The following is a 13927-nucleotide window of genomic DNA, read 5'->3' as shown; positions in this document are numbered from 1 at the left end:
TGCGGCGGGGTCGCGGGCTGCAATCGAGCTGCCCCAACCGCCAGGAGACTTCCATGCTTCGCGCCCCGCTCGCCGCCTGCCTCGCCCTCGCCCTCATCGCAGCTCCAGCCAGCGCCGAGATCCTGGTTCGCCGCATCGATTTCCCGGCCACCTCCAGCTACTCCTTCACCTTCGGCTCGTTCGGCGACGAAAACGGGCCGATCACCGGCCGCATCATCGGCACCAGCCTGGTCATTCACTACAGCACCGAAGGCGCGCTCGATGCGGCCGATTTCTACTACACCTTCGACGTGCCGACGTCCGACGCCGAGCAGGCCTGGATCGGCTTGACCGGAAGCGGCTTGGGTTGGTCGGGCCAGGGCACGTTCGACTACGTGCTGGAGAACAGCACGCTCTACAACGGCACCATCCGCGAGGGCCGCTTCGGCACCGAGATGGCCGGCGGCGGCCGCTTCATCGATTCTTATATCGAGTTCACGATCGACGCCGACCTGCGCGATCCGATCTTCAACGACAGCTTCGAAGCGCAGGAATAGCGCGCGTCAGCCGACGCCGAAGCGGCGCAGCAGTTCGCCGGTTTCATACAGCGGCAAACCCATGACGCCGCTGTAGCTGCCTTCCAGGTGACGCACGAAGCGGCCAGCGCGGCCCTGGATCGCGTACGCGCCGGCGCGGCCGAACGGCTCGCCGCTGGCGACGTAAGCGGCGATCGTCGCGTCATCGAGCGGCATGAATTCAACCGTCGACAGGCTGCTCGCCTGTTCCTCGCGGCCGCCGCTGACCAGCCACACCGTCGAGATCACGCGATGCGCGCGGCCGGACAAGCGACGCAGCATCGCGGCGGCATCGGCGGCGTCGGCCGGCTTGCCGAACACCTCTTCTCCGAGCACGACTTCGGTATCCGCGCCGAGCACCAGCACATCGCTGACCGCGCCGAGTTTGAGCAGACCGGCGCCGGCCTTCTCGCGCGCGACGCGGCTGACGTAGTCGGCCGGCGACTCGCCCGGCTCGCGCCGTTCCGGCACCTCGACGTCGATGATCTCGAAATCGACGCCGATCTGAGCGAGCAACTCGCGCCGGCGCGGCGATTGCGAAGCGAGAAAAATATGCGCGATGACACCGGCTCCTTTGGCAGAACGCAGCCGTGAACGGCTGCTGTTGATTTCCGCGACCCGCATCGATCGCAAAACCGCAGCGACCGCGCCGGCTCAGACCCGATGATAGGGATGTCCGGCGTTGATCGACATCGCACGATAAAGCTGCTCGGCAACGATCAGCCGCACCAGCATGTGCGGCAAGGTCAAAGGTCCGAGCGCCCATTGCTGATCCGCCCGCGCAAGCACCTCGGACGCGTGGCCGTCGGGTCCGCCGATCAGAAAGGCGAGATCGCGGCCGGACATGCGCCAACGCGAAAGTTCGGCGGCGAGCTGTTCGCTCGACCACGGCTTGCCGCGGCCGTCGAGCGCGACCACCTGCGTATCTTTGGGTAACGCCGCCAGCACCGCGGCACCTTCTTCGGCGATCGCGCGGGCCGGATCGCGCCCTTTGCCGCGATTGCCGAGCGGGAGTTCGACCAGTTCGAGCGGCAGTTCGCGCGACAGACGTTTGCGGTATTCGGCGAACCCGTCGGCGACCCAGGCCGGCATGCGCTCGCCGACGGCGATCAAGCGCGCTTTCATCGAGAGTTGCCGCTGCGATCGTCGCCGATCGCGGGAATCCGGAAGCGGCCCTCCGTGGCCGCAGCGTTCATCGAAAGCGTCACACGGCGGCGGCGAACTCGCGGTCGCCGACCGTCCACAGACGCTCCAGAGAATAGAACTCGCGCGTGCGCGGCAGCATCACGTGCACGATCACGTCGCCCAGGTCCACCAGCACCCATTCCGCTTCGCGCTGTCCTTCGACGCCGATCGGCGGCACACCGGCTTGCTTGGCCTTCTTGACCACCTCGTCGGCGAGCGACTTCACGTGGCGCGTCGAGGTGCCGCTGGCGACGACCATGACGTCGGCGACCGAGCTCTTGCCGCGCACGTCGATCTCCTGCACGTCTTTCGCCTTCAGGCCGTCGAGCGCGCCGAGCACCAGGTCGCGCAGACGATCGGTCGGGTCGACCACCGGCTTGGGCTTGGTTCGAGGTTTGGCGACCGCCTTCACGGCGACCGGCTTGCGCGCACGCGGCGCGGCGGTTTTCTTCTTCGCAGCGCTGGTCTTGCTCGCGGCGGTTTTCGCGGCGGTCTTCTTCGCGCTGGCGGAAGTCTTGCTGGGAGCGGCCTTGGTGGCCTTGGGAGTTCCGGCCTTGCGCGGCCGGGCGCGTTGTTCCGACGTAGCCAAGTGGAGGCGACCTCGTGCGTGCCAGGCGCCGGGATCGGCGCGAGCGGAGTATATGCGCATTTGCTTGACGGCAACCTGACGGCGGTCGCGGGCGCGCAGTCGCACGCGGCGGCCGCTGCAGGCAAACTAGGAGCCGGATCGCGATCGACCCTGGGGAGGACTACCGATGGCGCGCTCGTTTCCGCTGCTGGCTCTGCTGGCCCTGACGCCGCTCGCTGCGGCGCAGGTGAGCTTCACCGAGGTCACTCCCACCGCCGCGCCGTACTTCGCGACGCCTGCGGAGGAAGATTTCTGGATCAACTCGATCGCGCCGGCCGACTACGACGGCGACGGCCGCATCGACCTCGCCGTGATCGGCTTCTACGTCGTCTACGACGTCAGCGCCGAGGACAAGCTGCTGCTCCTGCGTAACGACGGCGAAGGCGCGGACGGCTTGTGGACATTCACGCCGATCGAACTGCCCTTGGGCAATCTCGTCGCCGGTGCCTCGGACCTGGCCTGGGGCGACTACGACGGCGATGGCGATCACGACCTCGTGGCCGCCTCCGGCGGCGCCATGCGGATCTACCGCAACGACGCCGGCAGTCTCGTCGCCACCGACATCGAACTGCCGGCCTACTACGAAGATTCCGAGTACGAAGACACTTACGACCTGCGCTCGCTCAGCTTCGCCGACGTCGACAACGACGGCGATGCGGATCTTTTGGTGCCGTCGGTCTACGACGAGGCGAACTTCCAATTCAGCACGCGCCTCTTGCGCAACGACGGCGACGACGGCGCCGGCGGCTGGACCTTCACCGACAGCGCCGCGTCGATCGATGCCAGCGTCAACGCGCAGAGCGCCTGGGCCGACGACGACGGCGACGGCGATCTCGATCTGTTGCTGGCGAATGTCGATCCGGTTTCCGACGGCGGCTTCGTGCGCTTGTTCCGCAACGACGCCGACGGTTTCCACGCCACCGATCCGCTCGGCCTGCGCATCGCGCACGGCCTCGCCGACATGGCGGACGTGGACGCCGACGGCGACCAGGATCTGCTGGTCGCCGGCAATCTGCAGGAGGCCGACGACACCTTCGTCACCGAGCTGCGCATCTACCGCAAGGACGCCATCGGATACGTGCGCGAAACCTTGATCGAAGCGCCGTCCGGCAGCTGGCTCGACTTCAACGCGGCGACCTGGGCCGACTACGACTCCGACGGCGACGTCGACCTGCTCGTCACCGGCAGCTACATCGGCGACAGCGAAATCGAGGGCAAGTCGGAGATCTACGCCAACCAAGCCGGCAGCTTCGTTCCGCTCGGCGTGCAATTGCCGGCACCGATCGGCTCGATCGGCCGCGGCGGCGCGTTCACCTGGTTCGATCTCGACGGCGACGGCGACCTCGACTACCTGGTCGCCGGCGGCTTCTTCACGCCCGGTGGCAACGGCTTGGTCGAAGCGCAGATTCATCTGTTCCGCAACGACGCGGCGGCCGCCAACGCCGCTCCGGCGGCACCGACCGGGCTTGCGGTCGAAGCCTCCGGCGAAACCGGCGTGAGCCTGCGCTGGAATGTCGCACTCGACGACCACACGCCGTCCGCGCAACTGACGTACGACCTCGAACTCTGGCGCGACGCAGCGCCGGTCGCGCTGCCCTCGCGCCTGCCGCAGCCGGGCTCGATCGGCAGCATGCAGCGTCGCGAGCTCGACGGACTTCCGCCCGGCCGCTACCTCTGGCGCGTCGCCGCGGTCGACAGCGCCTACGCGGGCGGCGCGGCGGCAAGCGGTGAATTCGTCTTGCCGCTGGCGCCCGATGCGATCTTCGGCGACGGTTTTGATGGGTAAAGTTCGCCCCGCCGACGAGTCCGCTGTGCATCGAACAAGGCCCGAAATCGCCGCTTACACGGCGCGATAGGTCGCGATCACGCCGCTGCGCACGCATGGGGCGCTACAATGCGTGGCCTACCCTTGCGCGGCGCCCGCCTCGAAATCATGTCCAACGATGCGCGCGACGCTGCGCCCGACCTGCCCTCTTTCGCCGAACTCGGCCTCGCCGCGCCCCTGTTGCAGGCGCTGGCGACGGTCGGCTACGAAACCCCTTCACCGATCCAAGCCGCGACGATTCCGCCGCTCCTGGCCGGCCGCGACATGCTCGGCCAGGCGCAGACCGGCACCGGCAAGACCGCCGCGTTCGCGCTGCCGATCCTGTCGCGGCTGGACCTGAGCAAGACCAAGCCGCAGGCGCTGGTGCTGGCGCCGACGCGCGAACTGGCGATCCAGGTCGCCGAAGCGTTCCAGCGCTACGCCGTGCATCTGCCCGGCTTTCACGTGCTGCCGATCTACGGCGGCCAGAGCTACGGCCCGCAGCTCGGCGGCCTGCGCCGCGGCGCCCACGTGGTGGTCGGCACACCGGGACGCGTGATCGACCACCTCGAACGCGGCTCGCTCGATCTCTCCGGGCTGACCACCTTGGTGCTCGACGAAGCCGACGAGATGCTGCGTATGGGCTTCATCGAAGACGTCGAGACGGTGCTGAAGAAGACGCCGCCCGAACGTCAGGTCGCGCTGTTCTCGGCGACCATGCCGGCGCCGATCCGGCGCATCGCGCAGACCTATCTGCGCGAGCCGGCCGAAATCACGATCAAGGCGAAGACCACCACCGCGGCGAATATTCGCCAGCGTTACTGGTACGTCAGCGGCCTGCAGAAACTCGATGCGCTCACGCGCATCCTCGAAGCCGAACCGTTCGACGCGATGATCGTCTTCGCGCGCACCAAATCCGGCACCGAAGAACTCGCGCAGAAGCTGCAGGCGCGCGGCTTCGCCGCCGCGGCGATCAACGGTGATCTGGTGCAGGCGCAGCGCGAACGCACGATCGGCCAGCTCAAGGACGGCAAGCTCGACATCCTGGTCGCCACCGACGTCGCCGCGCGCGGGCTCGACGTCGAGCGCATCAGCCACGTGCTGAACTACGACATCCCGACCGACACCGAAGCCTACGTGCATCGCATCGGCCGCACCGGCCGCGCCGGCCGCAGCGGCGAGGCGATCTTGTTCGTGGCGCCGCGCGAGAAGCGCATGCTGATGGCGATCGAGCGCGCCACGCGCCAGCCGATCGCCGAGATGCAGCTGCCCAGCGTCGAAGCGGTCAACGACCAGCGCATCACCAAGTTCAAGCAGCGCATCGCCGACACCCTCGCCTCGACCGATCTGGGTGTGTTCCGCCAGCTGATCGAACAGTTCGAGCAGGAACGCAACGTGCCCGCGGTCGAGATCGCCTCGGCCCTGGCCAAGCTGGCGCAGGGCACGCAGCCGCTGTTGCTCGAACCGCCGTCGCGAAACGAGCGCAGCCAGCCGTTCGAGCGCGGCGCCCGCGCTGAACGTGGCGAACGCCCTGAACGCGAGCGGCGCGACAGCGCTCCGCGTACGCGCAGCGACGCGCCATCCTCATTCCCACGCACGCGGGAATCGATCGCCGCCGAGCCGCGCGAACACAAACCGGCGCGCGAGCACAAATCGGATAGCCGCCCTCGCGCGCACGATGCCGACAAGACGGCAGCCGCCTCGCCCGCCAGCCGGCCGCCGCGCGAGCACACGCCGCACGAGCCCACGCATGCGCGCGCGCGCCGCGACGAGCGCGAGCACACGCCGGACGAAGGTTTCGAGACCTTCCGCATCGAAGTCGGCCACACGCACGGCGTCAAGCCCGGCAACATCGTCGGCGCGATCGCCAACGAAGCCGGACTCGATTCGAAGTACATCGGCCGCGTCGACATTCGTGACGACCACAGCCTGGTCGACCTGCCCTCCGGCATGCCGGCCGAGATCTTCAAACACCTCAAAAAGGTCTGGGTTTCCGGTCAGCAGCTGCGCATCACGCGCGGCGGCGAGGCGCCGGAGTTCGGCAAGCCGCACAAGCCGAAGAAACCGCCTTCGTTCGCGCCGCGGTCGGCGGACGGGTTCGAGCGTCCGAAGCGTCCCACGCACAAGAAACCGCCGCGCTAGTCCGGCGCGGCGTTCGCGCCGCGCCTCGCACTCGATCACGCGGTGGGCCGCATTTCGCCCGCGATGTGCCATTCCGATCGCCGATACTGCGGCCTTCGATCAGGGGTATCGCCGATGCATCGCCGGATCTTCGTCGCGACGGCGCTCGCGCTGTGGCTGAACTCGACCGCGCACGCGGCCGCGGACGAACAGGAAGCGCGCGCCGGCGTCTGGCGCGGCACCATCGGCAGCCAGGCGATCATGGCCTGCCTCGATCGTCCGGACCGGTTCGACGCGAACTACTACTACCTGCGCCACGGCCTCGGCATCCCCTTGAGCGCGGTCGCGCCCGACGGCGCGCGCTGGAACGAGGGCGGCGCCGACCAGCCCGGCGCGTACTGGGAGCTCGATGCAGTCGTCGGCGATCGCCTCGAAGGCCGCTGGCACGACGCTGACGGCCAGCGCGTCCTGCCGATCCGCCTGAGCCGCGTGAGCGCGCCCGCTGCCGACGGCGAAACCTGCGATCCGGCCGACAGCAGCGCGGCGAAGATCGCGTTCAACGCGCCGCGCGTCGCCGCGCAGAAAGTCACCACCGCGCCGGCGAGCGAGGGCTTGCGACAGGTCTCCACGCTGAACGGCGAGGTGTCGATGTTCGAACTGAGCGACGAGCAGCCGGCGGCGCGTCGCTTCAATCGCGCGATGCGCGAGTGGATGCGCGATGGGATCATCGCCTACTTTCACTGCCGCCTCGCCGCGCCCGAGGGCGGCTACTCGCAAGCCCTTCAAGTCGAATGGCGGGCCGGGCCGTGGCTGGTGCTGCAGCAGACCTACTCGTCCGACTGCGGCGGACCGCATTCCTACGGCGGAGTCGCCGGTTACCAGACCTGGAATCTCGAGACCGGCGAGCGCGTCGACCCCTGGCGCTGGATACGCGGCGCCAAGCCCTTGTGTACGAAACCGGCCGAATGCTCGATGGGCACGCTGCCGCAAGAACTGCACGCGCTTCTGTTGCAAAGCTCCGAACGCAGCGAGGACGACGCCTGCGCCGGCACCGACCTCGGCTTCGTGGAGTTGCGCCCGTCCGTGAAGGGCTTGGTGTTCGGCACCGACTTCGCCTACGCGGCGCGCGCCTGCAACGAAGACCTCGAGCTGACCTATGCGCAGCTGTTGCCCTTCCTCACGCGCGAAGGCAAGGCAGCGGTCGATTCGCTGATGCGCGCGACCGCCGCACACGCAATCGACACGCCGCACCCGGGGAACTAGCGCATCGTGCCGCTGCGCAGAGCGCTCACGCGGTCGGCATGCGCTCGAAGGTTCGCAGCGAAGGATCCATCGCATCCCAGGCCAGTGCGCGAATGCCGTAGGTGATCGCCTGCGGACGGAACCGGCCCGGATCGTCGAGGCTGCCGGCGTGTATCGCGATCGGATCGGGCGAGGCGGTGAAGGTCAGATAGACCGGCGTTCCGCAGGTCGGGCAGAACGCTTGGATCTTCTCGTTGCCGTTGTCGGCGACGACGCGCCAGGTCTTGGCGACGCCGGTGATCGTCACTTCCGAACGTTGCGGAAAGGTCAGATAAGAACCGTGTCCGGTACCGCTGCGCAGTTGGCAATCGCGGCAGTGGCAGTGGTTCTCGAACATCGGTTCGCTGTTGGTCGTGTAGCGGATCGCGCCGCAGGCGCAACCGCCGGAATAGGCATGGCTCATGGCGCTGCTCACTTGGCGTAGAGATCGATGCCGCGACCGGTTTCGAGCAGCGACTTCAGGCTCGACAACACGATCGGCCAACCCTGCCGGATGCCCTTGTCCATGCCGCTGCCGGCTTCCAGCTCGTCGTGCGAAACGGTCAGCCGCACCATGTCCTGATACGCCTCGATCTCGAAGGTGACGCGGCTGTAGGCGGTCGGATCGGACGCCTGCGAGGCGTTCGCCCAGGTGAGGACGAGGCGATGGGGCGGCGACACCTCGACCACTTCGCCGACCAGGTCGACGCTGCGTTCCTCGTTGGTGCGCACGTGTTCCCACTTCGAGCCCGGCTTCCAGTCGGAGACGTTCTCGTGCGCCCAGAAGCGCCGCGCGACTTCGGGTCGGGTGATCGCTTCGAACACCTTTTCCGGCGTGGAGAAGATGTAGGTCACGTAGACGAAGCTGGTCGTGTGCTTGCTCACTAGCGCTCTCCTTCGAGTTCTTTTTTTAGATCGTGCAGCAGGCTGAGCCGCTGCTGTTCGAATTTCCGCACCCACCGCTCGTACACCTCGTGCAGCGGTACGGGATTGATGAAATGCAGCTTCTCGCGGCCGCGCCGAATCGTGCTGACCAGGTTGGCCTCTTCCAGAATTCCCAGATGCTGGGTGACCGACTGCCGCGCCATGTCCAGGTGCTCGCACAGCTGGCCCAGCGTCTGTCCGTTCCGCTCGCACAACAGATCCAGCAGTTTCCTGCGCGTCGGGTCACCCAGTGCTTTGAAGACGTCGTCGGCGTGCATCGTTCTCTTTCGCTCGGCAGCATAATATGCAGGTAAATACCTGCATGTCAAACGGTACGACCTCTCAGCCTCTTCACATCGACGCCGGCTCCAAGGCCGGCATCGATGCGGATGTGGACCCTCAGTCCAGCGCGAACCCGGCGACCTTGCCGTCTTCGAGCCGGATCGCGTACGGCATGAACACACCGGGACTGAACTCGGCGACGTAGTCGTACCAGGTTCCCTTTTCGCCCTTGCGCCGGCTCTTGAACACCATTGCGCTCGGCTTTCCGTACGGGCGCAGCGTGGCGGCGAAACCGGCGCCGAGTCCGCCCGACAACTTGCCCTGCAGGCTCGCGCTGAAGGCGGCGTAGCCGGAGCCGGCTTGCAGTTGCCGGAACGAAGCGCTCGCGCTGGCGCTGACGGTTGCGTCCTCGTCCGGCACCGGCCGCTTCCATTCGGCGACAACCTCGGGATGCAAGGCCGCGAACGCGACATTGGTCAGCGTGATGCCGATTTCCGGCTTCTTGTCGCCTAAATTGCTGAACGCGATCACGCGCGTGTCGAAGCCAGGGAAGTATTCGTCGGCCGTGGTGAATCCTTGCGTGCCGCCGGTGTGTCCGATGCGTGGCTGACCGTAGACGGTGTCGACGAACAGGCCCAAGCCGTAGCCGACGCTGCTGCCCCCTACGGCGACGAACGGCGTCGTCATCGCGGTGTAGTTCGTCTTCGAAACCACCTTGCCCTGGCTCAGCGCCGCATCCCAGCGCGCCAGATCGTCCAGCGTGCTGACCAGGAAACCGGCCGCGCCGCTCCAATCGGGATGGAAGAACGGTGCGCGGCGCAACGTGCCCTGCTCGTGCCGATAGCCGAGCGCCATGCTCGCGAGCCGATCGGTGTCGGCCAGCGTGAAGGTCTGCTTCATGCCGAGCGGATCGAGCAGACGCTGCTGCACGTAGTCGCGATAGCGGAGTCCGGAAACCGTCTCGACAACCCTGCCGAGCAGTGCGTAGCCGGTATTGGAGTAGGACCAGCGCGTGCCGGGTGGAAAATCGAGCGGCTTGTCGGCGATGCGCGCGATCAAGCGGTCGAACTCGATCGGCTTGGTCGCCAGCTCGTCCACCTCCTGCTCCGGTCCGTCGAAGTATTCGTGCAGGCCGCTGGTGTGGGTCAAAAGATGACGCAAGCTCACCTCGCTCGCATGCGGCGCCTGCGGCAGGTAGTCGGCCAGCTTGTGGTCGAGATCGAGCTTGCCCGCCTGCTGCAGTTGCAGGATCGCCGCCGCGGTGAACTGCTTGGTGATCGAGCCGATTTCGAACGGCGTGTCGGTACGCACCGGCAAGCCGTGCTCTTTGTCGCGCAAGCCATAGGCATTCGAATAGACGGTCTTGCCGCCTCGAACCACCGCGATCGCGACGCCGGGAACCTCGAAACGCCGCATCACGCCGCGCACGCCGGCATCGATGCGCTTCGCCGTGGCCGCGTCGAGGCGATCGGCACCGGCCGCCGTCGCCACGGCGGCGGCGCACAACAGGGCTGCAGCCAGACCAAGGCGAGCACCGAGGGACCACAGGTCTCGTCTACGCATGTTCGAACACTCCTATTTTTCAAATTTCGTATATATTATGAATTATGAGCAGAAAGGCGGCAATCCCTCCCGAACCGGCGACTTTGAAGGTGACGCCGACGCAACTCGGCGCGATGGCCTCGTCGGCGCGCCTGGCGATCGTGCAGCGGCTGGACATCGACGGCAGCGCGACCGCGCGCGAACTCGCCGCGCGCCTCGGCCGCCCGGTCACCGCGCTCTACCATCATCTCGAGCGGCTAGAACGAGCGGGACTGGTGCGCGTAGTCGAGCGGCGCGCCACCGGCCGCCGGCCGGAGGCGGTTTACGCGATGGCGTCGCCGCGGTTGTCATCGGCCGGCGCGGTGCGCACGCCGCTGGGGCGCCGCAACCTGATCAAATTGGCGGCACGCGTGGTCGGCGCGAGCTTGCGCGCATTCGCCGCCGCGGCGACGCAGACAGCCGCGCGTTTCGAAGGAAAGCAGCGCAACTGCGCGGTAAGGCATTTGGCGTTTCGCGCCGACGACGCGCAGCTGGCGCGCATCAATGCGCTGATCGACGAACTCGAACAAGCAAGTCTGCAGACGCGCGAGGACGGCGAGGACATGCTGTTGACCGTGGTGCTGTCGGGTGCGGCTCGAAAAGCCTGAGCACGGCCGCGGCGCTGGGATCGTCAGGTGCGATACGGCGCCAGCAGCTCGGCGTCGGCGAACAACGCATCCGGCATCAGATAGCGCGGCTCGCGCCCCTCGGCAAGCAGGTTGCGCACCTGCGTGGCCGAGATGTCCAGCGGCGTGACCGGAATCGCGATCACTCTTCCGGCTGGCGCTTCGCGCACGAAACGCGGTTCGCTGCAGCGGCGCGAGGCAACCTTCGTGCGCAGCTCGGTCGGCAGCACGCCGTTGTGGCCCGGCCGCGTCAAGACGCCGATGTGCGCGAGCTCGAACAGCTCCTTCCAGCGGTGCCACTCGGGCAGCCCGGCGAACGCGTCGGCGCCGACCAGCAGCACCAGCGAGCATTGCTCGCCGAGTTCGGCGCGCAGTTCGAGCAGCGTGTCGACCGTGTAGGAAGGCCCTTCGCGGCGCAGCTCGCGCGCATCCAGCGCGAGCCGATTCTGGCCGGCCAGCGCCGCGCGCACCAGCGCGGTGCGCCGCTCCGCGCTGGCGACCGGCTGCGCGCGATGCGGCGGTACGTTCGCCGGTAGCAGGCGCACGTCGGCGTCGAGGAATTCGGCAGCTTCCCAGGCCACGCGCAAGTGCGCGTTGTGGATCGGGTCGAAGGTGCCGCCGAGCAGGGCCAGAGGGCGCGTCATCGCACGCCTCGCGCTGTGAAACTTCCAGCGACCGCGCCATCGCGGCGCCGGCGAATGAACGCAAGAGATTTCTTCGCACGCCTCACGCGAGCAAACCTTGTGCGCGGCGCGGCTGCGCGATCGCGGCGATCAAGCGTTCAAGTTCGCGCCAGGCGTCGCCGTCGCCGCGACCCTTGGCGATGCGGTCGATGCGGCCGGCTTGATCGAGGCAGCGCTCCCAATGCGCGCGATCGGCGCTCTTGAGCGCACGCCGGAACAAGGATTCGCGCGATGCCGGCCAGATGCGCTCGCTGCGCAGCGCCGAATCCACGTTGCCGCCGGCCGAGGCCAGGCGCAGCAGCAGACGCAGCTGCATCAGCAGCCAGCCGAGCAGCGGAATCAATTCCTCGCCCTCGGCGCGCAGGCCGGCGACGATGTGCAACGCGCGACCGGCCTCGCCGCCGATGGCGGCATCGGCGAGCCGGAACACGTCGTAGCGCGCATCGTCGGCGACGCTGGCTTCGAGCGTGGCGAGATCGACCGTACTGCCGGCGTGCAACAGCGCCAGCTTGTCGATCTCCTGGCTCGCCGCGAGCAAGTTACCTTCGACGCGCTCGGCCAAGAGCGCGATCGCGTCGGGCGTTGCCTTCAATCCTCGCAGTGCCATGCGCGCGCCGATCCAGTCCGGCAGCTCGGCCGGTTTCAGCGGCCACACCGCCACCGCCGTGCCGACCCGCTCGATCGCCTTCGACCAGGCGCCGTCGTGCTTGCTGCTCCAGTCGTTTGCGCTGATCAGAAGCACGGTATCGGGCGGCGGCGCCTCGCAATATTCGACGATCGCGGCACTGCCGTCCTTGCCCGGCCGGCCGCTCGGCAGGCGCAGATCGATCAGCTTGCGGCTGGCGAACAAGGACAGAGAGCGGCTGGCGTCGCCGAGACGGTTCCAGTCGAAACCGGCCTCGACGTCGAGCACGTCGCGCTCGAGATAGCCCAGTTCCTTCGCGCGTGCGCGCAGGCCGTCGGCCGCTTCCAGCACCAGCAAGTGCTCGGCGCCGGCGAGTAAGTACACCGGCTTCAGCTCGCTCGATGCGAGCTGTTTGCGGAACACGGGAAGGCTGGTCGCCATCGCGAGGAGCGGCGCGGCCGCGGCTTACTGCTTCGCGTGCGCGACGGCTTCCAGCCGGCGCAGGATGGTCTGCACCATTTCGCGCTGCAGTTCCTTGGTCAAAAGATCGGTTTCGGCGGCGACGCCGAGCGCCTGGCTCGCATCGAAGGTGAATTCGCGCGTGAGTTCGATCGTCTGTTTGGGCAGCAGCGCAGTGCCGGCGGTGTCCTCGACCAGGAACTCGACGTGGTAGCGCAGCGCATATTCGTTCGCGCGCGCGTTGCCGCTGACCGAGAGCACATCCGTGGTCAGCGAATTGGCGACGAACTTCATCACCGCGACGCCCTCCTCGACCTTGTCCGCCACGGTCGCACCGGAACGCGGCAGCGCCCTGACCAAGTCCTTGCCGAGCGTGCTGTTGAGATCGACGCCGGCGAGAGCGATGCGCTGCATGCTGGGCGGCAGCTGCGCCTCTTTGCGCAGATGAAAGCCGCAGCCGGCCAAGGCGAGAGCGAGCACAGCGAGGAAGGCGAAAGCGAGACGACGATGGATCATGTGCGGGTTCCGGCGGCGATCGGAGGGCTGGGAATCAGTAGATCATACGGTGCTTGCCAGCCCGGCAGCGAGCGGATGCGTTGCAACCATTCAGCAATCGCCGGCCACGGCGCCAGATCGACGCCGGCCTGGTCGGTCCAATACAGATAACCGCAGCAGGACACGTCGGCGATCGTCGGCTCCGCACCGGTGACGAAGGCGCGCTCGCGCAAGTGCGCGTCGAGACAATCGAAATCCGCCTGCATGCGCGCGCTCCAGTACGCCTCCAACACCTCGCCGGCGGAGGTGAAGCAGCGCGAGTAGCGCAGATGCGGAAAGCTCATGGCGAGACGATTCGCCTCCCACGCCAGCCATTCGCGCACGCGCGTGCGCGCCGCCGGCGTGGCGCCGTCGAGTTTTCCGTGCTGGCGCGCCAGATGATCGAGGATCGCGTTCGACTGGCAAACCGCCAAACCCTCCTCGTCGACCAGCACCGGCACTTCGCCGAACAGCGCAGCGGCGCGGAAATCCGCAGGCCGCTGCGCGCGCGGCTGGTTCAGATCGATCGCACGCTGCTCGAACGGCACGCCCATCAGCGCGAGCGCGAGTGCGACCTTGTAGCTGTGGCCCGATTCGCGGTTGCAGTACAGGATCGTCGACGACATCGCTGCTCTCTTCA

At 67.5% G+C, this 13927-nt stretch carries 16 protein-coding genes; 5 read left to right on the top strand and 11 right to left on the bottom strand.

Going from position 1 to position 13927, the window contains the following annotated elements; genetic code table 11:
- The first annotated feature begins 53 nt into the window (after positions 1–53).
- The gene (locus tag AC3QL3_RS06870) at positions 54–536 is read left to right on the top strand and encodes a hypothetical protein (protein ID WP_492897633.1); all 483 of its coding nucleotides are present in this window, start codon (positions 54–56) and stop codon (positions 534–536) included.
- A gap of 6 nt (positions 537–542) precedes the next feature.
- Here the strand turns inward: AC3QL3_RS06870 and AC3QL3_RS06865 are convergent, their stop codons facing one another.
- The 3 genes from AC3QL3_RS06865 to rsfS all read right to left on the bottom strand — a co-directional run bounded on the left by AC3QL3_RS06865 (position 543) and on the right by rsfS (position 2112).
- Positions 543–1070, bottom strand: a complete 528-nt coding sequence (locus AC3QL3_RS06865) for a Maf family protein (RefSeq protein ID WP_492897632.1) — start codon at positions 1068–1070, stop codon at positions 543–545.
- A gap of 138 nt (positions 1071–1208) precedes the next feature.
- Positions 1209–1679, bottom strand: a complete 471-nt coding sequence (rlmH, locus tag AC3QL3_RS06860; RefSeq protein WP_492897631.1) for a 23S rRNA (pseudouridine(1915)-N(3))-methyltransferase RlmH — start codon at positions 1677–1679, stop codon at positions 1209–1211.
- A gap of 79 nt (positions 1680–1758) precedes the next feature.
- On the bottom strand, positions 1759–2112 hold the full coding sequence (gene rsfS, locus AC3QL3_RS06855) for a ribosome silencing factor (RefSeq protein ID WP_492898884.1): 354 nt from the start codon (positions 2110–2112) through the stop codon (positions 1759–1761).
- A gap of 382 nt (positions 2113–2494) precedes the next feature.
- Between rsfS and AC3QL3_RS06850 the strand changes: the two genes are divergently transcribed.
- From AC3QL3_RS06850 to AC3QL3_RS06840, 3 genes are all read left to right on the top strand, one after another.
- Positions 2495–4153 (top strand): FG-GAP repeat domain-containing protein, encoded by a 1659-nt coding sequence (locus AC3QL3_RS06850; protein ID WP_492897630.1) that lies wholly within the window; start codon positions 2495–2497, stop codon positions 4151–4153.
- Positions 4154–4300: 147 nt separating this feature from the next.
- A complete protein-coding gene (locus AC3QL3_RS06845) occupies positions 4301–6313 on the top strand; it encodes a DEAD/DEAH box helicase (RefSeq protein WP_492898882.1) in 2013 nt (670 codons plus the stop codon).
- A 114-nt stretch (positions 6314–6427) separates the two neighbouring features.
- Entirely contained in the window at positions 6428–7555 is a 1128-nt protein-coding gene (locus AC3QL3_RS06840) for a hypothetical protein (RefSeq protein ID WP_492897629.1), read from the top strand.
- 25 nt (positions 7556–7580) lie between these two features.
- Here AC3QL3_RS06840 and AC3QL3_RS06835 read toward each other — a convergent pair whose 3' ends face one another.
- The 4 genes from AC3QL3_RS06835 to AC3QL3_RS06820 all read right to left on the bottom strand — a co-directional run bounded on the left by AC3QL3_RS06835 (position 7581) and on the right by AC3QL3_RS06820 (position 10342).
- Positions 7581–7997: a GFA family protein gene (locus AC3QL3_RS06835; protein WP_492897628.1), complete on the bottom strand. Its 417-nt coding sequence runs from the start codon at positions 7995–7997 to the stop codon at positions 7581–7583.
- Positions 7998–8005: 8 nt separating this feature from the next.
- Positions 8006–8458, bottom strand: coding sequence for an SRPBCC family protein (locus AC3QL3_RS06830; RefSeq protein WP_492897627.1), 453 nt, complete (start codon positions 8456–8458; stop codon positions 8006–8008).
- Positions 8458–8775: an ArsR/SmtB family transcription factor gene (locus tag AC3QL3_RS06825; protein WP_492897626.1), complete on the bottom strand. Its 318-nt coding sequence runs from the start codon at positions 8773–8775 to the stop codon at positions 8458–8460. Before AC3QL3_RS06825 ends, AC3QL3_RS06830 begins: the two co-directional genes overlap by 1 nt.
- A gap of 121 nt (positions 8776–8896) precedes the next feature.
- Entirely contained in the window at positions 8897–10342 is a 1446-nt protein-coding gene (locus AC3QL3_RS06820) for a serine hydrolase domain-containing protein (RefSeq protein WP_492897625.1), read from the bottom strand.
- 89 nt (positions 10343–10431) lie between these two features.
- On the opposite strand from AC3QL3_RS06820, the gene AC3QL3_RS06815 reads away from it, so the two are divergent.
- On the top strand, positions 10432–10968 hold the full coding sequence (locus tag AC3QL3_RS06815; RefSeq protein WP_492897624.1) for an ArsR/SmtB family transcription factor: 537 nt from the start codon (positions 10432–10434) through the stop codon (positions 10966–10968).
- 23 nt (positions 10969–10991) lie between these two features.
- On the opposite strand, the gene nadD is transcribed toward AC3QL3_RS06815, so the two are convergent.
- The 4 genes from nadD to AC3QL3_RS06795 form a co-directional block, all read right to left on the bottom strand.
- A complete protein-coding gene (gene nadD / locus AC3QL3_RS06810) occupies positions 10992–11630 on the bottom strand; it encodes a nicotinate-nucleotide adenylyltransferase (protein WP_492897623.1) in 639 nt (212 codons plus the stop codon).
- Positions 11631–11712: 82 nt separating this feature from the next.
- Entirely contained in the window at positions 11713–12735 is a 1023-nt protein-coding gene (gene holA / locus AC3QL3_RS06805) for a DNA polymerase III subunit delta (RefSeq protein ID WP_492897622.1), read from the bottom strand.
- A 24-nt stretch (positions 12736–12759) separates the two neighbouring features.
- Positions 12760–13269, bottom strand: coding sequence for an LPS-assembly lipoprotein LptE (locus tag AC3QL3_RS06800; RefSeq protein ID WP_492897621.1), 510 nt, complete (start codon positions 13267–13269; stop codon positions 12760–12762).
- Positions 13266–13913, bottom strand: coding sequence for a glutathione S-transferase family protein (locus AC3QL3_RS06795; protein WP_492897620.1), 648 nt, complete (start codon positions 13911–13913; stop codon positions 13266–13268). The genes AC3QL3_RS06800 and AC3QL3_RS06795 overlap by 4 nt, the downstream gene beginning before the upstream one ends.
- Positions 13914–13927 lie beyond the last annotated feature (14 nt).

The sequence above is a fragment of the Dokdonella sp. GW821-FHT11D02 genome (assembly GCF_058808595.1).
Note: the sequence above shows the minus strand (reverse complement) of the source record. Positions and strands in the feature narration are given on the sequence as shown.